Genomic DNA, 26,234 nt, shown 5'->3' with positions numbered 1-26,234 from the left:
GCGGCGATATCAACCATGATAACGCGCGGAACAATGGTCAGTATCGCCCTTCTGTACTAGGATTCAAAAACCAGCGGCATTTTTCCTATGCCGCTGGCAATTCGCAGGTTACACATAAGGTTCGCCATGAGAATCAGAGCGATAGCACGAAATCATTCATATCATGTTCTTCTGAACATCGCGCTTATCAGCGGCCTGATTTACCTGCTCGCGCTTTTTTGCATCCAACTGTCGGAAACTTCACGTAACCTCGCGCCGCTGTGGTTCCCTACCGCTATTTTGATGGTGGCTTTATTTCATCTGCGGTTACGTTATTGGCCGCTGCAACTGCTTGTCGCTGGCGTGGCTATTATTCTGGCGAATATCACGCTCTACGGCCCTAGCTGGTTTTCTGTCCCTTTGACACTAATCAATCTGGTGGAGTCTATCGCCGGTGCCTGGCTGCTACGCCGCCTGTTAATGCCGAAAGATCCGCTACACAGCCTGTTTAGCTGGCTTAAATTTGTTTTGACGGCAGTTCTGCTGATCCCCATACTCAGCGGCTTCGCGGCAGCATTTTATCTGGCTCCGGACCACCGCGATTTCGGCCAGCTATTCACCCTTTGGTTTATGTCTGAATCCATTGGCATATTGGCGTTGGCACCCGTTGGGTTGCTTTATCAGCAAGGCTATTTCAGATCATCCCTGCGATCGCAAACTCTGTTTGAAATGATCTGGATGCTAATTTTATCTTTAACTTGCTGTTATCTGGCGCTGACTTACCTACCCTTCCCCTTTACTTTCATCGTGATGGCGCTGATTTGGGTCGCTATTCGGCTGCCCCGATTGGAAGCATTTATCATCTTCTGTCTCACCGCGGTATTGATTGCGCTGATGATTAATTTCAATCTGTTCACCAATCAGGTGAGCGGTCAGCTATTTATTCAGGCTTTTACGTTTATTCCGCTATTACTGGTGTTAGTGCCGCCACACGCGATGTCGATGGTGATGCACGCGTTTCGCACTGAAAAAGATCATATTATCGAGAGCGAAAACCGTTTTCGGAACGCGATGGAATATTCGGCCATCGGTATGGCACTGGTGTCGCCGGAAGGTAAATGGATACAGGTCAACAAAGCCTTGTGCAATTTACTCGGCTACAGCCAAGGAGAACTGCTCAATTTAACCTTTCAGGAAATCACCTACCCGGAAGATCTCACCGCCGATCTCAAGCTATTGGAAGACCTGTTTGACGGCGTGATCCCCAGCTACACCATGGAGAAACGCTATATTCGCAGCGACGGCGAGGTGGTTTGGGCGCTATTGGTCGTCAGCGTGGTTCGAGATCACGAGCAGCGTCCGCTCTATTTTATTTCTCAGGTTGAAGATATTAATGACCTGAAAAAAACCGAAATGGTCAATCGTCGGCTGATGGAACGCATTACCCTGGCGAATGAAGCCGGTGGAGTGGGAATTTGGGAATGGAACCTGAAAGAGAACACCATCAGTTGGGATAAACGAATGTTCGAACTGTATGATCTGCCGCCGAATACGATTCCTAGCATAGAGGCATGGCGAGATCGCATCCATCCCGACGACCGTGCGCGCATTGACCGCGAATTTGCCGCGGCGCTGACTCACTGTCAGCCCTATCGATTGGAATATCGCATTGTGTCTCGCAGCGGCCAAATCAGCCATATTCGTAATCAGGCCAATATGATTTGCGATAGTCGAGGCGATATTTTGCGTTTAATCGGCACTGCGCTGGACTTAACCGAAGTGAAAAGCCTGACAGAAGCCCTGCACGAAGAGAAGGAACGCCTGCATATCACGCTGGACGCCATCGGTGAAGCGGTAATCAGTACCGATCGGGAAATGCATATTACCTTTATGAACCCGGTGGCAGAAAAAATGACCGGCTGGGCCAATACCATCGCCCTTGGCCAACCTATCGATCAAATCATTCACTTAACCGATAGCAGCACCGGTTTAAACGTGGAAAATCCGGTCTGGTACTGTCTTAACGGGGTTTCACCGCCGCAAAATAACCTTTCGCTGATTTTGCACAATCGGGACGGCGAACGTTATGACATTAAGGATTCCGTCGCGCCGCTGAAAACCTTGGAAGGGGAAACCGTCGGTGCCGTTATGGTCTTCCAGGACGTCAGCGAATCGCGCGAAATGATGCGTAAACTCAGCTACAGCGCCTCGCACGATAATTTGACCAGCTTGCCTAACCGCGCGAATTTTGAGTATCAGCTGAAAAATGCGATTCAAAAAAGCATCGAACATAATCAACAGCACGCATTAGGCTTCCTCGATCTGGATCGCTTTAAAGCGGTTAACGATACAGCCGGACATGCCGCCGGAGACGCGTTGTTAACAGAATTGAGCGCGTTGATGCGTAAGTATTTACGTACTAGCGATTGCGTTGCCCGTCTTGGCGGCGATGAATTTGGCCTGTTACTGCAAAACTGCAGCGTCACCAGAGCTAAAACCGTGGTGCAGGGAATGGTTTCGCTGATTAATGACTACCCGTTCTACTGGGAAGGTAAGCAATACCGTATCGGCGCCAGCGCCGGTATAACCCAAATCAATAGTCAAAACAGCAAGCGTAGTGAACTGATGGAGCAGGCGGACATTGCCTGCTATACCGCCAAACACAGTGGTCGTGGGCAGGTGTATCTCTACCAGCCACGGCAAAAACAGCTGTTGGCACGCCAGCATGAGCTACTGAGCAAAGATGAAATTCTGCATATTCTGGAAGAGAATCAGCTAGAGCTTTTGGCTACCGCCGCCGCTCCGCCGCTCATACCGAATAACGTGGCTTTCTACCAACTGGTCCCGTCGGTTATCCCGAATGACAAACAGGCCGTGAGCCAGGACGATTTTCTCTCGGCCTCCTTGCTTTATGGCCTGCGCCCGGAGGTAGATAAATGGATCTGCCACCAATTGTTATGTATACAGGGCGAAAATATTCAAAGTAAGGCGCTCAAGGTCGCCGTGGCTTTATCCGAAGAATCGCTACAGGAAGAAAGCTTTCGCCACTTTTTGCTGGATAGCCTGCAACAATCCGTCATTCCAGCCTCCGATCTGCATTGGTTGATACAGGAATCTACGCTGCTGCGCCATTCGTCCACTATCGATAATTTTATCACTCGCCTGCAGAGGCTGGGCGGCAAACTTATCCTGACGGATTTTTCAGCCAACATGAATGGTTTCAGTAGGTTAAATCACCTCAAGATGGATTATTTAAAACTCGACGTCGGTCTGATCGCCAATATTCATACCAATCAAATGGACGAAGTGATGGTCTCGATTATCAACGGCGCCGCTCACCAAGCCGGGGTCAAAACCCTCGCGGGGCCTGCCGATCAGTTGGCGATCCTGGATAAACTTAGTCATATTGGCGTCGATTTGGTCGACGGTGACAGTATTGCCCGCACCGCACGTCTGACCGATATTTTAGGCTGCGGTTATTTAAGCAATAAATAGCCTACGGCAGATTCAAAAATGTCATTTAGAGAAAACCTGAACCGATACCCGAATTATTCCCGCCAATGACTCTGATTTGTCGATTGCTCCTCTGCGCACTCTAAGGTAAAGTCGCCCCCCTTTATTTGGCCTGGGAGCAATTATGTTCATTGGTTTTGACTACGGCACGGCGAACTGTTCTGTGGCCATAATGCGGGACGATGCTCCCGAACTGCTGGTATTGGAAAATAACGACGTTTATTTGCCTTCCATGTTATGCGCGCCCACGCGAGAGGCGGTAAGTGAATGCCTGCATCGTCACTGGCAGGTGCCCACCGGCAGCGATGAAAACCAACAGTTGTTACGGCGGGCCATCGCTTTTAACCGTGAAGAAGATATTCCAGTCAATGCGGACAGCCTGCATTTTGGCCTGTCGGCGCTGGCTCAATACATCGAAGATCCGGAAGAAGTTTACTTCGTTAAATCCCCCAAATCCTTCCTCGGGGCGACCGGTTTAAAACCTCAGCAAATCGCCCTGTTTGAAGATCTGGTCTGCGCCATGATGTTCCACATCAAACGTCAGGCGGAATCTGCCGTACAAACCGAAATCAGCCAGACCGTCATTGGCCGTCCAGTTAACTTCCAGGGCTCTGGCGGCGAAGACGCTAACCGTCAGGCCGAAGGCATTTTACTGCGCGCCGCACAGCGTGCCGGTTTCCGCGATATCGCTTTCCAATTTGAACCGGTGGCCGCCGGTCTGGACTTTGAGGCGACGCTGACCGAAGAAAAAACCGTGCTGGTCGTCGATATCGGCGGCGGAACCACCGACTGTTCGGTGTTACTGATGGGACCAAACTGGCAGGGCATGGCGGATCGTCAGCAAAGCCTGCTGGGTCACAGCGGCTGTCGAGTTGGTGGTAACGATCTGGACATCATGCTGGCGTTTAAACAGTTAATGCCGCTGTTTGGTATGGGTAGCGAAACCGAAAAAGGCATCGCAATGCCTTCATTGCCTTACTGGAATGCGGTAGCCACCAACGATGTTCCGGCGCAGAGCGATTTCTACAGCACGGCCAACGGCCGTTTCCTGCGTGATTTGATTCGCGATGCGGCTAACCCGCAACAGGTAGAAATGCTGTTGAAAGTCTACCAACAGCGTTTGAGTTACCGTTTGGTAAGAGCGGCAGAAGAGAGCAAAATTGCGCTGTCTCAGCACGAGCAGATCGCCACGGCGCTGGACTTCGTCAAACCTGAGTTGGGGCAAATGATCAGTCAGCAGCAATTGGCCGATGCCATCACTCAGCCGTTGCAACGCATTCAGGAACAAGTCAACCTGGCGCTGTCCACCAGCAACGTCAAGCCAGACGTGATCTACCTGACCGGCGGCAGCGCCCGTTCACCACTGTTACGCAGCGCACTACAGCAACAGTTACCGGGCATTCCGCTGGTTGGGGGCAATGATTTTGGCTCCGTTACCGCTGGTCTGGCACGCTGGGCGCAAACGCTGTATCGTTAAAAATAGTGAATGTGTTGAGGCAGGATGCACCGGTTAACTAACGGTTATTTCCTGCCTCATTGACACCTATCCGCAGCCTTCTTCCTTTCCGTGACTCATTGACACAATGGCTTTTTTCCGCGCCGCCATCCTTTAAAATGCCGTATTTTTTACAAAACAGAACGTTACCCAGACAAAACTGAAAAGAATCAGCTTTCTATTCCATATTTCCTTCATTATTCTCCGTGAAAAGACAGCTAAACTAATAAAATATAAGTTATCTGGCTAACGCCTATTACGGATCGTCTCCACGTAAAATCACAAGCATAAAAGAGAATCCTTCGCCACTATGAATGCCAAACCTATACGCACTTCCCGCTCGGTAATTCTGGCAGATCTGGTGGCCGTCGTGATTATCGCCATTACCGTCTGGCGCCACTTCACACCGGCGGCCAAGCAAGCGGTACCAAAGAGCCGGGAGCCAGCCTGTTTTTAGCCGCAGCACAGGATATCCGCATTGGCGGCAGGCAATCTAACGCCAGTAACCACGACACTTTACAGGTGGGCGATCTGAGCGCTTGGCGCATCTGGGGAGCCAAAATTCGCGCCGCATTTGCCAAACCGCCAGAGCTGGCGGACGTTAACGCCGCTCAACAACACAAAGGTGCCAAGCTGGGGCTGACTGTCGATCGTGAAAGGCTGGCGCGCTTGGGCACCCGCGTTTCCGATGCCAATACATTGCTAAATAACGCTTTTGGGCAACGACAGATCTCCACTATTTATCATTATCAGCCGTTAAATCAATACAAAGTCGTGATGGAAGTCGCCCGGCAATATACGCAGGACGTCAGTTCGCTGGATAAAATGAAAGTTACGTCCATCCACTGACAATTCTGTCCACGTTACCTTCCGCTGGCGTCGGCGCGTTGTTGGCTTTGGCGGTGCTTGACGCGCCTTTCAGTATGAAAGCCCTGATCGGTATTATGTTGCTGATTGGCATAGTGAAAAATAACGCCATCATGATGGTGGAGTTGGCTTTGGCAGCGCAGCGAAACGGCAATCTCAATGCCAGAGAGGCTATCTTTCAGGCCAGTTTGCTACGTTTCCGCCCGATTATGATGACCGTGCTGATGGCGCTATTTGGCGTCTTGCCCTTGGTTCTAGGCTGCGGCGACGACGCGAAACTGCGCCCCTCCTTGGGGATGAGCATCGTTAGCGGCCTGATTATGCGCCAACTTTTGACGCTTTATACTACACCGGCGGTTTACCTGTGTTTCGATCGCCTGTGCAGCCGTTTTAGCCGTCAGCCCCTACAGAGGATTGAGTAATATGTCCCCAGAAACGCTAACGCCGCTTCGGTCCACGTCGGTTCGCTGGCAGTTGTGGATCGTCGCCTTTGGCTTTTTCATGCAGGCGCTGGATACCACTATCGTCAACACTGCGTTGCCGTCAATGGCCGCCAGTCTGGGGGAAAACCCGCTGCGTATGCAGTCGGTGATTGTTTCTTATGTGCTGACCGTGGCAGTTATGCTCCCTGCCAGCGGCTGGCTGGCGGATCGAGTTGGCGTGAAGTGGGTGTTTTTCTCCGCGATTATCCTGTTCACCATTGGCTCACTGATGTGCGCTCGATCCGCGTCCCTGAATGAGCTAGTTTTCTCCCGCGTCATTCAAGGTATCGGCGGCGCGATGATGGTGCCAGTTGGTCGTTTAACCGTGATGAAAATCGTTCCACGCGAACAATATATGGCGGCGATGGCCTTTGTGACTCTGCCTGGACAGGTTGGCCCGCTGATGGGGCCAGCGCTCGGCGGTTTTCTGGTGGAGTACGCCAGTTGGCATTGGATTTTCCTGATTAATTTGCCGGTTGGATTGATAGGCGCCATTGCCACTCTGATGTTAATGCCTAATTACACCATGCAAACTCGCCGGTTTGATATCAGCGGTTTTTTGATGTTGGCAGTCGGTATGGCTACGTTGACACTGGCGCTCGACGGCCATAAAGGACTTGGCCTGCACCCCGCCGCCATTGTTGGATTAATTATTTGCGGGCTGCTGGCGCTGCTGGGCTATGGGTGGCACGCCAAAGGTAATCCTTCAGCCCTATTCTCGCTGCGATTGTTCAAGAATAAAGTTTACACTTTAGGGCTAATTGGCAGTATGACGGGGCGTATCGGCAGTGGAATGCTGCCTTTTATGACGCCGATTTTCCTACAGATTGGTCTGGGTTTTACTCCGTTCCACGCTGGTCTGATGATGATTCCCATGATTATTGGTAGCATGGGAATTAAACGAATTATCGTGCAAGTGGTTAACCGCTTCGGCTATCGTCAGGTATTGGTCAGCGCCACTCTGCTACTGGCGGTGGTTAGCCTGAGCTTCCCGTTAGTCGCTCTGATGGGCTGGCTATGGCTGCTGCCAGTGGTTTTATTCTTTCAGGGAATGCTCAACGCTTTGCGGTTTTCTACTATGAATACGCTAACCCTGAAAGACTTGCCCGACAGGCTGGCAAGCAGTGGAAACAGTCTGTTATCCATGGTCATGCAGTTGGCTATGAGTATGGGCGTTAGCATCGCCGGGATCGTTCTCGGTATGTTTGCCCACAATCAGGTCGTCACTAACTCACCGGCGACCCACAGCGCCTTCCTTTACAGCTATCTCTGCATGGCGATTGTCATTGCCTTACCGGCGTTAATCTTTGCCAAAGTACCGCAGGATATTCGTAAAAACCGCACTCTGGATACAACAGGCCAGAAATGAGGACAGCATGAGAATTGGCATTACCAGTAAGTTATTTATGGCGATTTTCGCCACCTGTATGTTGGTGTTAATCACCATGCATTGGGGAATGCGTGCTAGCTTTGAGCGCGGTTTTATCGATTATATCAAACACAGCAATGAGCAACGTATCGCCATGCTGGGTGACGCATTGGAAGAACAATACAAGCACTACGGCAATTGGAATTTCCTGCGTAATAACGATCGTGTGGTGTATCAAATCATGCGATCCTTCGAGCAAAACAGCGATAATAGCCATAATCTTCCGCCACGCGGCTGGCGCACCCAGTTTTGGGTAGTAGACAGTCACTTTAAGCTGTTGGTTGGCCACACCGGAGCAGTGCCTAAAGAGGGTTCACGCCTCCCCATAAAATATGACGATCAGATCGTCGGCTGGGTGATCGCCACCCCCTCGGAAAAACTCACTCGCGATGCCGATATCAATTTTGACCTGCAACAACGCCGTACCAGTTGGATGATTGTCGCCCTCTCCACTTTGCTAGCCGCCGCCGTAACCTGGCTACTATCGCGAGGGATGCTGGCTCCGGTAAAACGTTTGGTGGAAGGCACCCATCGACTGGCTGCCGGGGATTTCAGCACCAGAGTAGCCGTCAGTAGCCGCGATGAACTGGGAAGACTGGCACAAGATTTCAATCAGTTAGCCAGCTCGCTGGAAAAAAATGAGCAAATGCGCCGCGACTTTATGGCCGACGTCTCTCACGAATTACGGACGCCGTTGGCCGTGCTACGCGGCGAGCTGGAAGCCTTACAGGACGGCGTTCGCCAACCTACGCCGGAATCACTCAGTTCCTTGCAAGCCGAAGTGGCGATGTTAACCAAACTAGTCAACGATTTGCATCAGCTTTCCATGTCCGATCGCGGGGCACTGGCTTACCGTAAAACTCAGCTGGATTTGGTGCATTTATTGCAGGTAGCGCTCGCCAGTTTCCGAAGTCGCATCGAGGAAAAACGGCTGACGGTAACAACTCACTTACCCGGACAGGCCATGATATTCGGCGACCCGGATCGCCTCACCCAGCTATTCCATAATCTGATGGAAAACAGCCTGCTCTATACCAACAACGGTGGGCAACTGAATATCAGCATGAGTCTCGATGACAATGCCCTCACGCTGTGCTGGCAAGACAGCAAACCCGGTATCAGCGACGAACAGCTACAGCGGATCTTTGAACGCTTTTATCGCGCGGAAACCTCACGTAACCGAGCGAGTGGCGGATCGGGGCTGGGTCTGGCCATTTGTCATAATATCGTCGAAGCCCACGGCGGAAAAATCGCCGCCGAACATTCACTTTTGGGCGGCGTATTGATTAAGGTAGACTTTCCGTTGTCACATTCACCAGGAAAATAAATATCCATGAATGAAGCTATTTTCGCCCCAGGCCAACATGGCCCGGTACTGATCGTTGAAGACGAGCCTAAGCTTGGGCAACTGTTGGTGGATTATCTACAGGCCGCGGGTTACCAGACCCGATGGGTGACCAATGGTGCTGAAGTCGTCGCCTCGGTACGGCAAGCTCCGCCAGCGATTATCCTGTTGGATTTGATGCTGCCCGGCAGCGACGGTATCAGTATCTGTCGCGAAATACGTCGTTTTTCCGATGTACCTATCGTGATGGTCACAGCGAAAACTGAGGAAATCGATCGTTTACTCGGGCTGGAAATCGGCGCTGACGATTATATCTGCAAGCCGTATAGCCCGCGTGAAGTGGTGGCTCGGGTGAAAACTATTTTGCGCCGCTGCTATAGCCCGCGAGAAATGCCCAGTGACATGGCACCGCTACAAATTGATGAGTCACGCTTCCACGCCAGCTATCAGGGTCACACCCTGGATCTCACTCCAGCAGAGTTTCGTTTACTCAAGATTCTGGCAATGCAGCCGGGGCACGTATTTTCCCGTGAACAACTGCTGAATAATCTGTATGACGACTACCGGGTCGTGACCGATCGTACCATCGACAGTCATATTAAAAATCTGCGACGAAAACTGGAGTCCTTCGATGAAGAAAAGCCCTTTATCCGCGCAGTATATGGAATGGGCTACCGCTGGGAGGCTGAAATGGGTCGTTTGCTCTAATGTATTTTATGCCAAAGGTGCGTTATGTTGGCTGAGTCAGGTACGCGAATCTCCATTATGGATAGCGTTGACTACACTGATTAGGAGACTACTCAACCAACAGGAGAAACACTATGGCCATCGGCTACTATGAGCTTAAAAAAGCGAAGAACGGTCAATATTATTTCAATCTGAAAGCCGGCAATAATGAAGTTATTCTCTCCAGCGAGATGTACGCCAGTAAAGCATCCGCTGAAAATGGTATCGCATCAGTCCAAAGCAATTCTCCCCTGGAAGCTCAATACGAATTAAAGCACAACGTTAAAAATGAACCTTACTTTGTGCTGAAAGCCAAGAATCATCAAGTTATCGGCGTCAGCGAATCTTATAGTTCTGAAGCCGCAGCTAAAAATGGCATTGCCTCTGTAACGAAAAACGGCCCCACCACCACCATTAAAGACCTGACGCTGTAGATTAATTTGTACCCTACTAACGACTGCGCGGCAGTAACAGGCCGCGCTCTTCTTGGCTATTTTGATCCAGATCATTTAAACCCTACAAAAATTGTGCAAGGGCTGATTTTCCGCTTTTCTGGCGCTACAATCATCGGCTTTTGCCACTCCCCAGGGCGTGGTTCTGACTTGAACTCAGACTGAGAATCTCCCATGTTTATACCTGAATTACTGTCTCCAGCCGGTACGCTGAAGAATATGCGCTACGCTTTCGCTTACGGTGCCGATGCCGTGTATGCCGGTCAACCTCGCTACAGCCTGCGCGTTCGCAATAATGAATTTAATCATGAAAATCTGGCTTTAGGGATTCAGGAAGCCCATGCTTTAGGCAAGCGCTTCTACGTTGTGGTGAATATCGCCCCACATAACTCAAAGCTAAAAACCTTCCTACGCGACCTGAAACCAGTGATCGATATGGGGCCGGACGCGCTGATTATGTCCGATCCCGGCCTGATCATGATGGTGCGCGAAGCTTTCCCACAGATGGATATTCATCTGTCGGTGCAGGCCAACGCAGTTAACTGGGCGACGGTGAAATTCTGGCAGCAAATGGGGCTGACTCGGGTGATTTTATCCCGCGAGCTATCTCTGGAAGAAATTGCTGAAATCCGCGAACAAGTGCCAGAAATGGAGCTGGAAGTCTTCGTCCATGGCGCACTGTGCATGGCCTATTCCGGCCGTTGCCTGCTCTCCGGCTATATCAATAAGCGTGATCCGAATCAGGGCACCTGTACCAATGCGTGTCGCTGGGAATATAAAGTTGAAGAAGGCAAACAGGACGATATCGGCAATATCGTGCATATTCACCAGCCAATTCCGGTGAAAAATGTCGAACCAACGCTGGGTATCGGCGCACCGACCGATAAAGTCTTTATGATTGAGGAAGCCATGCGTCCGGGGGAATACATGACCGCCTCAGAAGATGAGCACGGCACCTATATCATGAATTCCAAAGACTTACGGGCAATCCAGCACGTAGAGCGTTTGACTCAGCTTGGCGTTCACTCGTTGAAAATTGAAGGCCGTACCAAGTCCTTCTACTATTGCGCTCGCACCGCTCAGGTTTACCGCCGCGCTATCGATGATGCAGTTGCCGGAAAACCTTTCGATCCTTCGCTGCTCACCACGCTAGAAGGCTTGGCACACCGCGGTTATACCGAAGGATTCCTGCGTCGCCACGTCCATGAAGACCAACAAACCTATGACTACGGCTACTCAGTTTCCGAGCGGCAGCAGTTTGTTGGAGAATTTACCGGCGACCGGCGGGATGGGCTGGCGGAAGTGGTGGTTAAAAATAAATTCTCCGTCGGAGATAGCGTCGAATTAATGACCCCAACCGGCAATATTCAGTTTACGCTGGAAAGCATGCTGGATAAAAAAGGCCAGGCTGCTGAGGTTGCTCCGGGAAATGGACATATCATGTATTTGCCCATTCCCGAAGAAATCGATGTGGAATATGCATTGCTAATCCGTAATCTGGATGGAACTAATACGCGTAATCCGCATGAAAAACAGTAGTATTTAGACTTAATATCTAATGCCACTCAATGAGTGGCATTTTTGACAAATATTAGAAATAGATCACATCTATTATAATGTCTGCAAGGTACTATAGCTCGAGTACAATAAAGAACTAAAATAGTTAGACAGCAAGACTAGGAACCACCTCCTTGGCTGGCCCAATCTCCCTTGGGCCGGCCTTTTCTTTTTAATTTCTTAACCAATTGAATTTTAAGTTATTTTTCACCACTAAATAATTAACCTAACGCGTTAAAATAATCGCTAATAACCCAATCAATTTCACTTAATTTATTAACCCGAATTAACGTAATAATACTCCGAATCCAGTTTAATTCTAATCCAGAATAACTCTACGCTATCCCCTATTTATAGGAATCAACCGACCCGATCTTACTTTTTATTTTCTGCGATTTTACTCAAATATTCTGATAGTCAGAGCAAAGCGTTATGGTTTACTGTTAGTGATATAACCTACCACCTCCGGAGCATGTTATGACTCAAACGCCACCCAGCCTTCTTATTCTCAACGGTAAAGAAGGCGGAAATCCAGAAGTGCGTAATGCAGTAAAAAACGTGCGAGATGAGGGATTAACCCTACATGTGCGTACCACCTGGGAACAGGGAGATGCCGCCCGTTATGTTAACGAGGCTATCGCACTGGGGGTCGATACCGTGATTGCCGGCGGTGGAGATGGCACCATCAATGAAGTCGCGGCAGCGTTAGCGGCTTTACCACCTGGCCATACGCTTCCCAGCCTGGGCATTTTGCCTCTCGGTACGGCTAACGACTTCGCCACCGCCTGTAGTATTCCTCTGCAAATCGATAATGCCTTGCAGCTGGCGATAAAAGGCCGCGCCGTTCCTATTGATATCGCTAAAGTTAATGACGACCGTTATTTTATCAATATGGCAACCGGGGGATTTGGCGCACGCATTACTACCGAAACGCCTGCGATGCTGAAATCGGCGTTGGGCGGTGCCTCATACTTTGTCCACGGTTTAATGCGTATGGACACATTAAAAGCCGATCAATGCGAGATCCGCGGCCCGGATTTTCATTGGTCTGGTGAAGCGCTGGTGATCGGAATTGGGAACGGTAAGCAGGCCGGAGGCGGGCAAGAACTTTGTCCGAACGCATTGATTAATGACGGCTTACTACAGCTGCGACTGCTTACGGCTACCGAACTTCTGCCCGCACTGCTGACCAGCCTGTTCAGCGGCGAAGAAAACAAAAATGTCATCGACGCCACGCTACCCTGGCTGGAAATCAGCGCACCCCATGACATCAGATTCAATCTGGATGGCGAACCCCTGTCTGGTAGCCAGTTCCGAATTGAAGTGATGCCTGCGGCACTCTTATGTCGTCTACCGCCAAACTGCGCATTATTAGGCTGATTCTTTCCTTATTGGATTGGGGCGAACATCTGCGCCCCAAGACTTCCCTCCCTGTATCCAGATCTGACGCTTGGTTTCTACGGTGATCAAGGCGTGATTAAAATTAATCAATTCCTAACATACAATCCGCTGAACGCTGCAAGGATCGACCAAGAGACATGGATCCTATTCCGTGCGGCCACCTCTGGCGGCACCAAGATATTTATACAGCGTAGGCTTAGAGATCCCCATCATCTGGCAAATTTGCGCCACGGTATAATTTTTCTCATCATAAAGTTTTACCGCCAAATCCTGTTTATCCTGACTCAGCGCTTTTGGTCTGCCGCCATTACGGCCCCGGGCGCGCGCAGCCCTTAATCCTGCCTGATTCCTTTCCTTGATCACATTACGTTCAAATTTAGCCAGAGCGCCAAAAAGTCGAAAAATAAGCTCCCCCGAGCTGGTCGAGGTATCAATACCATCTTCAATACTTTTTAGCGCGATGCCTTTTGTTTCCAATAATGCCATCATTCCAATCAGATCTTTAAGTGAACGACTCAGACGATCTAATCGCCACACTACGAGTGTATCGCCAGCACGAACAAAGTTTAGTGCTTGTTGTAAACCGGGCCGTTCCACTTTTGCTCCGTTGAAATGGTCTTCAAATAACCTTTCGCACCCTACCTGATTTAAAAAATCGCGTTGTAAATTCAATTTTTCATCATCCGCAGAGACACGGGCATATCCAACCAACATGGATTGGTCCTCTTTAAGTTAAATTACACGTTAAATAATTAATTTATCACCGTAGATATTTTTACCTAGTATATTAACCATATATTATTCATTTACTAATTTATCAGGATACTAATTAAGCGTAAATAAGATAAAGATTAATACGTGATATCTAACAAGTTAAAGATTGTCTCAAGTCATAAGAATAGCGATTCATTAGCATCAACAGACTTCCGCCCATTTACTTAAATGATGAACTCGACTTAAATCAAATAATGGGTGTCCACCACGCCTATTCTGAAAATAAAATCATTTAAAACATAAGGTTAGTTTCTTAAGACATAATAATTAGAGTTTGATTATCTCACTGTGACAATAAAATAAATTTGTGCTATTTATTTTCCGCATTCATTTTCAGATGAATATGACAAATTGGCATTTATCCAGTAGGGAAAAGTAAGATGGACAGCATTAAGCAGAATAACGGAAACTGTGTTTACTCCCCAGCAACATTAGGACAAAAAGAAGTTTGGCTGATACAGCAATTATCGCCAGACCTACCCTTTAATATTTCCGAATATGCGGAAATTACTGGAAATTTAAACATCTCTGTTTTCGAAACAGCACTCCGTGGCATTGTTGCAGAAACCCCTGCGATGAAAAGCCGCTTCAAGGCCATCGACGGCGAGTTATATCAATATGTAGATAACACTCTTGACACAAATTTACATATAATTGATAAAACTGATAATTTGGATGAAAGCTTCGATTTGGACGCCTGGATACAGGCTGATATCACTACTTTGATTTCGCCAGAAGATGAAAACCTACTCAACTTTTCATTGATTTGTTTACCGCAAAATAAATTTATTTACTATCAGCGCTGCCACCATATCCTTATGGATGGTCGGAGTCTGGGTCTCATCTCAAAACGCATTAGCGACCGATATGATGAATTAATCTCTGGAAAAGAACCGGAGACTATTATTCCTGACGAACCAGACTTGCTGGCTAGAAAAGATATTGAATATCTACAGTCAAAACGCTTCACTCTGGATAAAGCCTATTGGGATACTTTCTTGCAGAAGGCTAGCAATGCTAACCGTCTTTCATTCCTTAGTCACAGTCCTAACGATCGGAGTATATTAAAAGAAGAACAATATATCGACGAGTCTGTTAATAAATCGATAGAGATCATTGCAGAGAAAAATAATCTAAGGCCAACGCATATTTATATTGCGGCCGTCGCTGCTCACTTCTATACCTTGACCGGAGTTAAAGAACTCAGTTTCAGTTTCCCGGTAACAGGCATTGGTAAAGAATCCAAAAACCTGATAGGAATGACATCGAATACTTTACCGCTGGAAGTTACAGTAACTCCCACAGATAATATTCTGGATATTGCCAGAAACATGAATAAGCAGCTAACAAAGATATTAAAACATCAGCGCTATCGTGGAGAAAATATATTACGAAAAAACAAGCAGGAATTCAGTTTCGGCCCAGCGATTAATCTGATGCTATTTGATCGCGGTACGCCCTTCCAACACTGCGAGACCAAATGGATAAAAGCAAAAGGCTCCCAAACCCACGGCTTTTCTGTCGTATTCGACGATAAAGGTTACGGTAAAGGGCTATCCATCAGCTTTTACGGAAGTGACAGGCTGCACAGCCTGGAAGATATATTCGACCACCACCGTCGATTCAGCGTTATCCTCGAGCAGCTGGCGGCCAATCCACAAAATTCCATTGGGCAAGTCGATCGTCAAATCATGGAAGCGCGGGCCAATTCCCCTCGCAGAACGCTGTTTGAAAACATGCGAAACCCACTGTCCGCCGCCGTTATTAACTGGCAGGTACAGGATGCACAGCAAATCGCCAATCTGGCACTGGCGTTATCAGAAAAGGCAGGTGTACCGCCCGCGATAACTAAGTTAAAAATATTAATTAACAATGAATTACTCATCGTTAATCAGGTTGAAACCTTACCAGAAAAAACATTATTCGCCCCAGGCACGCTGGTGCGTCTGGATAGCATAAATGATGGCTGGCAGGTAACGACCACCACTACGGATATCAGAATTAGCGCTTTCAGCAAGCTGGACGGCACCCCGGTTCCCGCTACGGCCTTAGCCGAACAAGGTCATCTGACCGCTGGCGATCGGCTACCGATTCTGAGCCAACAGCAATCCGAAGCGCTATCTACCGAACTGGCCACTTTGGCTACGCATGAGCCTTTCTGGCTGGAAAAACTTCAAAGATTCAACCCGGTAGATTTCCCTTATTCTCTTGATAAGACCGAAGGAGGCAGCAGATTAGCCGTTGGGGAATGGCAATATTCCGAGTTACCAAACTCCGGCGATAACTCCTGGTTGAAAATTATCGGTCTGTTTGCCGCTTACCTGCATAGCCTTTCTGGCGAACATAGTTTCCAGCTTGGCTATCACGCCTTCCGTCAGGGCGAAGATATCTGTTCTCAACTCTCTTCACCTTGGGTTCCGATGGATGTAGCTGATATCTGTGATCAATTATCCTTGGTTGATTTTACAGAAAATCTTAATAAAGAAATAAAGCGAGTCAATCAGGCTCAAAGCTATGCGACAGATATCGTACTGCGCCATGAAACCTTGAAGAGAAATACCAAACTATTACAGAACAAACCTTTATATGCATTAGCAGTGGCCATTACCGATGGCGACATTCTTATTCACTCTAGGATAAATCCCGACAGTTTCCCGCTACTAACATTACAAATCAATGCCTTAAACGGTCAATTCCGCTGGATTTATAATGCCGCCTATTTAGCTGAAAACCGAATCACTCAAATTAATAGTCATCTATTACAAGGATTAAAAAATAGCGTCGAAATTGGGAACCTTCCCTGCTCTATTGGCAATATTAATTTTATTCCTAAAGCCGAAGAATTACTGCTACTGGAGACACTGAATCACAGGGAATGCGACTTTAACAACCACAGCTGTATTCACCAGGTATTTGAACAACAGGTGCAAAAAACGCCCGATGCCATCGCAATTTGTCACGGCGAACGGCAGTTAACTTATCTGGAGTTTGATAGGCTGGCTAACCGCATTGCCCACCATTTAATTGGTTTAGGCATTCAGGCAGATATGCGTGTTGCCCTGTGCATGGAGCGTAGTTGCTTACAAATAGCGGCGCTATTCGGGATTCTGAAATCAGGCGGCTGTTACGTTCCTCTCGACCCCGCCTACCCTAGCGAACGTTTAAAAGATGTGCTTCATGACGCCGAACCCGCAGTGCTGTTGGTTGACTCATTGGGTCAGGAAATATTAGCCGGTAGCAGTGATGTCCGTACCTATGACGTGGATGCCTTACTTGCCATAGATACACCGGATACGCCACTGCAGTTACCTCAGCTTTCGGTTAATCAACTGGCCTATGTGATATTTACCTCTGGTTCCACCGGCCGACCAAAGGGCGTGATGGTCGAACACGCGCAGGTTATGAACCTGTATTACGCGTTAAACGAGGAAATTTTCCACTATTACCCTAAACAATCAAGGGTTTGCCTCAACTCCAGCATCTCCTTTGATGCTTCATTACAAAGCCTGCTCAGCCTGCTGAGTGGCCACCAGCTCCATATCGTTCCGCAAGATGTTCGCGTTGATGGAGCCCGGTTAGTGCAATTTCTTAAAGACAATGCCATTGACGTGTTCGACTGCACGCCAACCCAATTGGAAATGTTATTACTCTCCGATTTGCCTAATCAGGTGGAAAAACTGATTCTGTTAATCGGCGGGGAAGCCTTGTCTCCTCAGACCTGGAGGCGTCTGTCAGCGTTAAATCACTTTACCGCGTTCAATGTGTACGGCCCAACCGAATGCACGGTTGACGCTACCGTGGCACTGATTGACGCTTCCCATTCACTGCCAACCATTGGCCGACCTATTGCCAATTCAGCCATTTATTTGCTGAATAATCAGTTAAAACCCGTGCCTTTCGGTGCCGTGGGACAAATGTATATCAGCGGCGATGGCGTGACCCGTGGCTATCTAAATCAACCTGCGCTAACCGAAGAACGCTATAGCGCCGATCCTTTCAGTGCGAAAAATCAGCGTATGTATCGTACCGGCGATTTGGCGCGTTATTTTGCCGACGGCACTCTGGAATATTTAGGTCGTGACGATCAGCAGGTGAAAATCAACGGCTATCGTATTGAGCCTGGCGAGATCGAAGAGAAATTATTGAGCCACCCCCAGGTTAATGAAGCCGTGGTTATTGCCTATAAAAATGCATCAGGGGAAAAGCAACTCGTTAGCTATCTGGTACTGGCGGAAAATACTGAAACGGAAGAGCTGCCACGCCATCTGCGGGATTTCCTGAGCCCGTTATTGCCGGAATTCATGCTGCCTATCGCCTATGTTTCCGTTGATCATTTACCGTTGACGCCTAACGGAAAAATCGATCGCAAGCAGCTGCCTGCCCCCGATTTTAATGCCTATGTGCACGAATCCTATGAGGCTCCTCAAGGAGACACCGAGCAGGAATTACATGAAATATGGGGAGAAGTGCTCTGTCAGGAGAGAATTGGGCGCAATGACAGTTTCTTTGCTATTGGCGGGGATTCGCTGCTGGCAATGAAGCTCTTAAGTAAGATGCAATCCCGCTGGCAGAGCAAAATCACCATGGGGGCGTTTTTTGCCCAGCCAACGCTTGCTCAATTGGCGTTATTAGTTGCTCAGGCCAAGCAACAAACGGCCACACAAATTGCACGAATTGATGCTAATGCGCGGATTCCACTGTCATTCCCGCAAAACCGACTGTGGTTTATTGAGCAACTAGGGAACAACGATGAGAACTATAACGTTCCGTTATTGTTGAAAATGAATGGTAAACTTAACGCCCAACTTCTACAGCGTTGCCTTAACCACTTGCTGGATCGTCATGATGCATTGCGGTCGGTTTTCCACGCGGAAAACGGGGTCGGCTACGTTCAACTGCTGCCGGTTGGCACACAAGCGCCACTGCAAGAGTATGATTTCGCTGCGTCATCTCATGCCGATGAGGATTTCTGGCAACTGTATCAGCATGAAATCGCCCATAAATTTGATATCGCCCACGGCCCGTTGATCCGCGCCAGTCTGGCTCATACCGCCGCCAGTGAGCATTATTTGCTGTTGATTATCCACCATATCGTCACCGATGGCTGGTCAATGGAGATTTTGGCACGCGAACTGGGGGTGCTTTACTCAGCCTGGTCTCAAGGCGAAACCAACCCATTACCGGCATTACCACTGCAATATCCTGATTATGCGCAGTGGCAACAACAGTGGCTGGATAGCCCGGAGTGGCATGCCCACGGCCAATTTTGGCTGCAAAAATTGCAGGGCATACCAGAACGCATGACTTTACCGTCCGATCGCGAGCGACCGGCTCAGCAGTCTTTCCTCGGTGCGGCGGTTCCCATCGTTTTGGATCAACAGCTGTCGGACGATTTACGTCGTCTGAGCCAAAAACATCACACTACGCTATTCATGACATTAATGAGTGCATGGTCTGTCGTACTATCACGCCTTTCCGGGCAGCAAGATTTGGTGATCGGAACGCCAGTGGCAAACCGTCAGGCGGCAGAATGCGAAGCGCTGGTCGGTTTCTTCGTAAATACATTGGCGATGCGAATTAATCTTGCCGAAGCTCCTACTGTGGCAGAGCTTCTCGCACAGGTACGCGACTTCAGCCTCAGCGCGCAGGAACATCAGGAATTACCTTTTGATCAGGTCGTTGAATTACTTCAACCGCAGCGCAGCATGGATAAAACGCCGCTGTTCCAGGTGATGTTTGCTTGGGAAAACTTCGACGCCGTAGCCCCGGCGCTAACCGGTATGAATGTAGAATTGATCGATCCGCAGGTTACACGCGTAAAATTCGATCTCGAACTGAATTTAGGCACTCGCAATCGTTCGATCGTGGGTTCCCTGAACTACGCTACCGCGCTATTTGATCAGGCGACTATTGAACGCCATCAGCACTATCTGATCACCGTTCTGCGGGCGATGGTTCGTGACGATAACCTACAGGTCGATCGTATTCCGCTACTTTCCGATCGCGAATACAACCTACTGATCAATCAGTGGAATCAGACAGCGGAACCTTATCCGCTAGATGTTTGCGCCCATCAGTTATTTGAACTACAGGCACAGCGCCATCCCGAAGCGATTGCGCTCACCTATCAACAAACGTCCCTGACCTACGCCGAGCTAAATAATCTGGCTAACCATTTGGCCAATCACCTGCTTGCTCAGGGCGTTAAAGTGGAGGATAAGGTCGCAATTTGCAGCCATCGTACCCCAGAAATGATTATCGCTATGCTGGCAACACTCAAGGCCGGTGCGGCTTACCTGTCCATTCCGCCGGATACGGCACCAGAACGTCAGAATTTTATGCTAGAAGACGCCAAACCTGCGGCGATTGTGGCGCAAAGCGAGGGACAACATCGTTTCAGCGGCTGCAATATTCCACTGTGCCTGATGTCTGATATCACTCAAAACCATGGTGAAATCCCAAATCCGACGGTAGCCGTCAGTCCCGAAAATCTGGCCTATGTTATCTACACCTCCGGCTCCACCGGTAACCCGAAAGGCGTGATGGTCGAACACGGTAATCTGGTGCAATTGGTTAGCCCTTGGTGTGAACGTTGGGGTATTGGGCTGGGTGATAACGTCCTGCAATTCTGTAACCCTACCTTTGACGCCTCGGTATGCGAGATTTTCTCCGCACTGACTTCTGGTGCCAATCTGGTCTTACGCGACGATCAATGGCTGTCCGGCACCAAAACTTTCTGGCAGCTATGCGAACACTACAACATTAGTCGTATGGTTCTCCCTTACCAATTCCTGCGCCGTTTATCTGAAGAAAGTGACTATCCGTTGCCTCCATCGCTGCGAACCCTTTTCTTCGGCGGTGAGGCCGCCGCGCCGGAAATACTGCAACGCTGGCTGAGCCGTTATCCGGTTAAACCACAGTTAGTTAACAACTACGGCCCGACCGAAACTACGGTCGTTGCGACGGCTCACGTACCGACTTTAGGGGAGACGCAGCTGGATAGCATTGGTCGCCCTATTGCCAATAACCGGCTCTATGTGCTCGATCCGCACGGTGATCCGCTGCCGCAGGGAGCCATTGGCGAGCTGTATATCGGTGGGCCGGGCGTTACGCGCGGTTATTTGAATCTACCGGAAATGACCGCCGAACGTTTCCTACCCGATCCATTCAGTACGGTGAAAGGCGCACGTATGTATCGTACCGGCGATCTGGCCAGCTACCTGCCAGATGGACGCGTACAATTCCACGGGCGTAATGATCATCAGGTGAAAATCCGTGGTTTCCGTATCGAACTGGGCGAAATTGAAACCCAGCTCAATTCCCATCCGCAGGTGAAAGAAGCCGCAGTGCTGGCGCAGGACGACGGTAAAGGCAGCAAACGGCTGGTGGCCTATCTGGTAGCCGATACCGAACAGCCTCGTCCAGATATTGCAATATTGCGCAATCATTTGGCCGCGCTATTACCCGAATATATGGTTCCTGCGGCTTACGTTCTGTTGAACGAAATGCCGATTACGCCAAATGGAAAACTGGATCGCAAAGCCTTGCCTGCTCCGCAGGAAGACGCTTTTATTCATCGCGATTTTGAAGCACCACGGGCTGGCATTGAAACCACGTTAGCAGAAATTTGGCAAGGGTTGCTGGACGTAGAAAAAGTAGGACGAAACGACCATTTCTTCGAGTTAGGCGGGCATTCGCTACTGGCCGTTCGGGTCATTAGCCAGCTACAGCAATTGCTCAATATCAGCATTCCGCTGGCAGCGCTGTTCGATAACCCGCAGCTAAGCCAACTGGCAGAAGTCATCGACCGTGAAGGCCAAACAGGTGATACAACGCTGACTGCCATTATTGTTCCGGCTACGCGGGATAAACCGCTGCCACTGTCCTTCTCCCAGCAGCGCCTATGGTTCTTGTCCCAGCTTAGCGACAGTGATTCCAACTATAACGTGCTGATGGCGTTAGCATTAAGCGGCGATGTGAATATCCCGGTATTGCAGCAAACGCTAAATGTCTTATATGCACGTCATGAATCATTGCGAAGTAACTTTACTTCATCCGGACAGAATGAACCTGTGGTGAGACTTCGGGATAGTCAGTCAGGTATTCCTTTCGTTGAATATGATTGGCGCGAACAGGCAAATAGCGCAGAAAAAGTAGAGGAAATATACAGCCAGGAAGAGCGGAGAATATTCGATTTAGCGAAGGACTCGCTGGTACAAGCCAGTTGGCTGCGCCTGCGAGACAACCAGAGCATCCTGCTGTTAACGCTGCACCATATTATTACCGATGGTTGGTCAATGGAAATTCTGGTGCGCGAGCTGGGAGTGACTTACTCGGCGCTGTTACAACAACGCGCTAACCCACTGCCTCCGTTGCCAATTCAATATCCAGATTATGCGGTTTGGCAGCAGCAATGGCGCAATAGCCCGGTCTGGCATGAACAGGGGAAATTCTGGCAGCAACTGCTAACCGGTGCGCCAGAACGTCTGACGCTGCCAACCGACCGGCCGCGGCCGCCTCAGCAATCCTTTATCGGCGCCAGTCTGCCTATCGTACTCAGCAGCGAGCTTTCTGATGAGCTACGCCGCCTGAGTAACCGACACGGTACTTCTTTGTTTATGACGCTGCTCAGCGCTTGGTCGATCGTGCTGTCGCGTCTGTCCGGTCAGGATGATTTGGTAATAGGGACACCAGTGGCCAACCGTAACCAGGCTGAATGCGAGGGCGTCATTGGCTTCTTCGTCAATACGCTGGCGTTACGTATCAATCTATCCACGACCTCAAACGTTGCCGATCTGCTGGCACAGGTGCGGAAAACCACTCTCGACGCGCAGGAACATCAGGCTCTGCCGTTCGAGCAAGTGGTAGAAATCCTCCAACCACCGCGCAGCATGGATAAAACTCCGCTGTTCCAGGTGATGTTTGCTCTGGAAAATATCGACGATATCGCGGTTAACATGGTGGGATTGGACGTGAAGTTGCAGGAACCACCGGTCAGTCGGGTAAAATTCGATTTAGAGCTGAGTTTAGGGGAACGCAATAAAATCATCACCGGCTCGCTGAATTACGCCAGCGCCCTGTTTGATGAAGCCACTGTTCAGCGCCACCAGCAATATTTAATCGCGGTGCTGGAAGCAATGGTGAAAAACGACGCTCAGGTCATCGGTCAGATTGATTTGATTGCCGATCGAGAAAAGCAATTACTGCTGGAACAGTGGAATCAGACGGCGCAGTCCTATCCTGCCGACCTGTGTATCCATCATTTATTTGAGCAACATGCAGAGCGCAGCCCGGACGCTATAGCTTTAGTGAATAACGCCTATTCATTGAGTTACGGCGAATTAAATAATCGAGCCAATCACCTGGCTTATCTATTGATCGAACAAGGCGTCAAAGCGGAAGATCGGGTAGCGATCTGCGCCGATCGCAGCCCGGAAATGATCGTCGGCATTTTGGCGATCCTGAAGGCCGGCGGCGCTTATCTTTCTCTGCCACATGATATTGCTCCTGAACGACTGAAATTCATGCTGGAAGATGCCAAACCGGTAGCTATTCTGGCTGAACCGGCGACACTGCCGCTGTTTAAAGACTGCGGCGTTCCTCACGAATTACTGCCAGCAGTAAGCGCTCCATTACAGGAGACAGGGGTAAATCCGCAGCCGAGCCTGGCTCCACAGAATCTGGCCTACGTGATCTATACCTCTGGCTCAACCGGTAATCCGAAAGGCGTATTGGTCGAGCACGGCAATCTGGTGCAACAAATGGTGACCTGGTGCCGCCAATGGAATCTGGGCCCACAGGATAAGGTACTGCAATTCTGCAACACCACCTTTGACGTATCAGTGTCCGAGATATTCTCCGCGTTAACCTCTGGAGCCACTTTGGTGCTGCGGGACGATCAATGGCTGGCTGGTAGCAGCGATTTCTGGCAGCTGTGTGAGCAATATGGCATTAGCTATCTGGATATTCCGTATCAGTTCTGGCGCAAACTGTGCGAAGAAAGCCGCGGGCCGTTGCCGAACGCTCTACGGCTGATATGTATCAGCGGGGAAGCCGCCGCGCCGGAAATGCTGGAGCGCTGGCTCAAACGTTACCCTGAGAAACCTGAGCTGGTGAACTGCTATGGGCCAACGGAAACCACCATTACCGCGACTACTCACTCACCTAAATTGGGTATCAGCCAGATTGATTCCATTGGCCGTCCAACGGCGAATATTCGTATTTATCTGTTGGATAACCACGGCAATCTGGTGCCGAGAGGCGTTATTGGCGAGGTGTATATCGGCGGGCCTGGCGTCACTCGCGGTTATCTGAACCTACCAGAAATGACCGCCGAGCGCTTCCTGCCCGATCCTTTCCGTTCGGTTGAAGGCGCTCGCATGTATCGCACCGGCGATCTGGCCAGCTATCTTGCAGACGGACGGCTACAGTTCCACGGCCGTAACGATCATCAGGTGAAAATTCGCGGATTCCGCATTGAATTGGGCGAAATCGAAACTCAGCTTAACGATCACCCCAATATCAGTGACGCCGCAGTGCTGGCGCTGGATGACAACAAAGGCAGCAAGCGGCTGGTCGCCTATCTGGTGGCTGATGCCAACTCGCCTGCGCCGGAGCCTATGGCTTTGCGCCACTACCTGCAAAGCCGTCTGCCGGATTACATGATTCCCGCCGCCTATGTGCTGCTGAATAGTATGCCGATCACGCCAAACGGTAAACTGGATCGCAAGGCTTTACCGGCTCCGCAGGAAAATGCCTTCCTGCATCAACCTTATGAAGCGCCGCTGGCCGGGCTGGAAACCACGATTGCCGAAATCTGGCAAAGCCTGCTGGACAGCGAAAAAGTCGGTCGCCACGATCACTTCTTTGAGCTGGGCGGGCACTCTTTACTGGCGGTTAGCGCGGTGAATCTGATCAATGCCGCTATCGATGATAAGGTCAGCGTCAGCGACATCTTTATTGCGCCAACGGTAAAACAATTGGCGAGCCGAATCACTCAGCAAGCTCGCGTCAGCGACGTGATTAACCTGCGTCAACAGGCGTTGTTACCGGAAGATATTCAGCCACAGTCGCAGTCTATCAATCAGGGAAATGCTATTTTCCTCACCGGTGCCACGGGCTTTGTGGGGCGTTTCCTGCTGCGAGAATTACTGGATAGTACCGACAGCAAAATTTACTGTCTGGTACGAGGTCATAACCAGCAGGATAGCCTGCAACGGTTGAGAAATATTCTTACCGAATGGTCGCTGTGGCGCAAAGGCGACGAGCAACGCATCATCACTATTCAAGGAGATATAAAAGCGCCGCGTTTGGGTATCGACGACCTGCTTTATCAACGCTTAGCGCAGGACGTGGGAGTTATTTTCCATTCGGCGGTAAGCATGAATCACCTTGAGTCATTTGAAATGGCGTATAAAGCCAACGTTGCAAGTCTGGTTGAACTGCTGCGTCTGACCACGCAGGGAAGTCGCAAAATTCTGAATTTCGCGTCGACTCTGAACGTATTCAGCCCGATTGGGCAGCAAGGCCATCGCGTGGTGAATGAGCAGTCATCAATTCAAGATGAGCAACACATTGCAGATCAAGGCTATGTGGCGAGTAAGTGGGTTGGCGAGGAAATCGTCAATCTGGCCGTCGCCCGTGGCATTGCCTGTAATATTTTCCGCCTGGGCCTGATTACCGCCGATTCAGAACTGGCGCGCTATGACGAGCTACAGGCATTTTACCGTCTGTTTAAGAGCAGCGTTCAGATGGGCATGGCCTTCGATGATGTCTACGGCGATATCCAGTTGACTCCGGTGGATTACACCGCGAAAGCTTTGGCGCATCTCGGTTCTAGCCATTATCCGACGGAGAATATCTTCCACCTTTCCGCCATGGAAGGAATGTCTCGACGTGAATTTATTGAGCAGTTAAATGCTCATTTGCCACAGCCGATGACCGTGGTTTCCCATCGTCAGTGGCTCCGTGAGGCGCATCGTCGCTATCAACAAGGGGAGATTTTACCTATCACCCCACTGATTCAGGACATGATGACGTCCAGCGATGAGGAATTGGATAACTTCTATCAATCTTTGCAGGAAACAACCATCGATTACGATAGCAGCCAGACGCTGAAGCGGTTAGAACGGGTTGAAATCACGCTGCCAACCGTCAATAGCGAATGGTATCGCTTATTTATCCATTCACTGCAGAAATAGTCAGTTCAATAGAG

11 protein-coding genes and 1 pseudogene are annotated in these 26,234 nt (G+C 49.6%); 11 read left to right on the top strand and 1 reads right to left on the bottom strand.

Annotated elements, in window-relative coordinates; translation table 11 throughout:
- Window positions 1–126 precede the first annotated feature (126 nt).
- The 10 genes and pseudogenes from ACQ4OC_RS05310 (at window position 127) to yegS (ending at window position 13,225) form a co-directional block, all read left to right on the top strand.
- Complete coding sequence (locus tag ACQ4OC_RS05310) at window positions 127–3,474, top strand: diguanylate cyclase (RefSeq protein WP_120805811.1); 3,348 nt, start codon at window positions 127–129, stop codon at window positions 3,472–3,474.
- A 142-nt stretch (window positions 3,475–3,616) separates the two neighbouring features.
- On the top strand, window positions 3,617–4,969 hold the full coding sequence (yegD, locus tag ACQ4OC_RS05305; RefSeq protein ID WP_064516918.1) for a molecular chaperone: 1,353 nt from the start codon (window positions 3,617–3,619) through the stop codon (window positions 4,967–4,969).
- 328 nt (window positions 4,970–5,297) lie between these two features.
- A complete protein-coding gene (locus ACQ4OC_RS05300; RefSeq protein ID WP_235600981.1) occupies window positions 5,298–5,444 on the top strand; it encodes a hypothetical protein in 147 nt (48 codons plus the stop codon).
- Window positions 5,417–6,276: pseudogene (locus ACQ4OC_RS05295) on the top strand (efflux RND transporter permease subunit); the annotation flags it as partial. The gene ACQ4OC_RS05300 and the pseudogene ACQ4OC_RS05295, both read left to right, overlap by 28 nt.
- 1 nt (window position 6,277) lies before the next feature.
- Window positions 6,278–7,705, top strand: coding sequence for an MFS transporter (locus tag ACQ4OC_RS05290; protein ID WP_120805809.1), 1,428 nt, complete (start codon window positions 6,278–6,280; stop codon window positions 7,703–7,705).
- A gap of 7 nt (window positions 7,706–7,712) precedes the next feature.
- Window positions 7,713–9,092: a two-component system sensor histidine kinase BaeS gene (gene baeS / locus ACQ4OC_RS05285; RefSeq protein ID WP_064516910.1), complete on the top strand. Its 1,380-nt coding sequence runs from the start codon at window positions 7,713–7,715 to the stop codon at window positions 9,090–9,092.
- Between the two features lie 6 nt (window positions 9,093–9,098).
- Window positions 9,099–9,818, top strand: a complete 720-nt coding sequence (baeR, locus tag ACQ4OC_RS05280; protein WP_064516908.1) for a two-component system response regulator BaeR — start codon at window positions 9,099–9,101, stop codon at window positions 9,816–9,818.
- Window positions 9,819–9,931: 113 nt separating this feature from the next.
- Window positions 9,932–10,270, top strand: a complete 339-nt coding sequence (locus ACQ4OC_RS05275; protein ID WP_064516906.1) for a YegP family protein — start codon at window positions 9,932–9,934, stop codon at window positions 10,268–10,270.
- A gap of 192 nt (window positions 10,271–10,462) precedes the next feature.
- A complete protein-coding gene (gene yegQ, locus ACQ4OC_RS05270) occupies window positions 10,463–11,827 on the top strand; it encodes a tRNA 5-hydroxyuridine modification protein YegQ (RefSeq protein ID WP_064516904.1) in 1,365 nt (454 codons plus the stop codon).
- A 495-nt stretch (window positions 11,828–12,322) separates the two neighbouring features.
- Window positions 12,323–13,225, top strand: coding sequence for a lipid kinase YegS (gene yegS / locus ACQ4OC_RS05265; RefSeq protein ID WP_064516903.1), 903 nt, complete (start codon window positions 12,323–12,325; stop codon window positions 13,223–13,225).
- A gap of 165 nt (window positions 13,226–13,390) precedes the next feature.
- On the opposite strand, the gene ACQ4OC_RS05260 is transcribed toward yegS, so the two are convergent.
- The gene (locus ACQ4OC_RS05260; RefSeq protein WP_064516901.1) at window positions 13,391–13,960 is read right to left on the bottom strand and encodes a recombinase family protein; all 570 of its coding nucleotides are present in this window, start codon (window positions 13,958–13,960) and stop codon (window positions 13,391–13,393) included.
- Window positions 13,961–14,400: 440 nt separating this feature from the next.
- Here ACQ4OC_RS05260 and ACQ4OC_RS05255 point away from each other — a divergent pair, with 440 nt between their 5' ends.
- On the top strand, window positions 14,401–26,220 hold the full coding sequence (locus ACQ4OC_RS05255) for an amino acid adenylation domain-containing protein (protein ID WP_430971002.1): 11,820 nt from the start codon (window positions 14,401–14,403) through the stop codon (window positions 26,218–26,220).
- The last annotated feature ends 14 nt before the right edge of the window (window positions 26,221–26,234 follow it).

The sequence above is a fragment of the Yersinia sp. J1 genome (assembly GCF_050586585.1).
Lineage (GTDB): Bacteria > Pseudomonadota > Gammaproteobacteria > Enterobacterales > Enterobacteriaceae > Yersinia > Yersinia entomophaga.
This window is presented reverse-complemented; position numbering and strand designations above follow the sequence as displayed.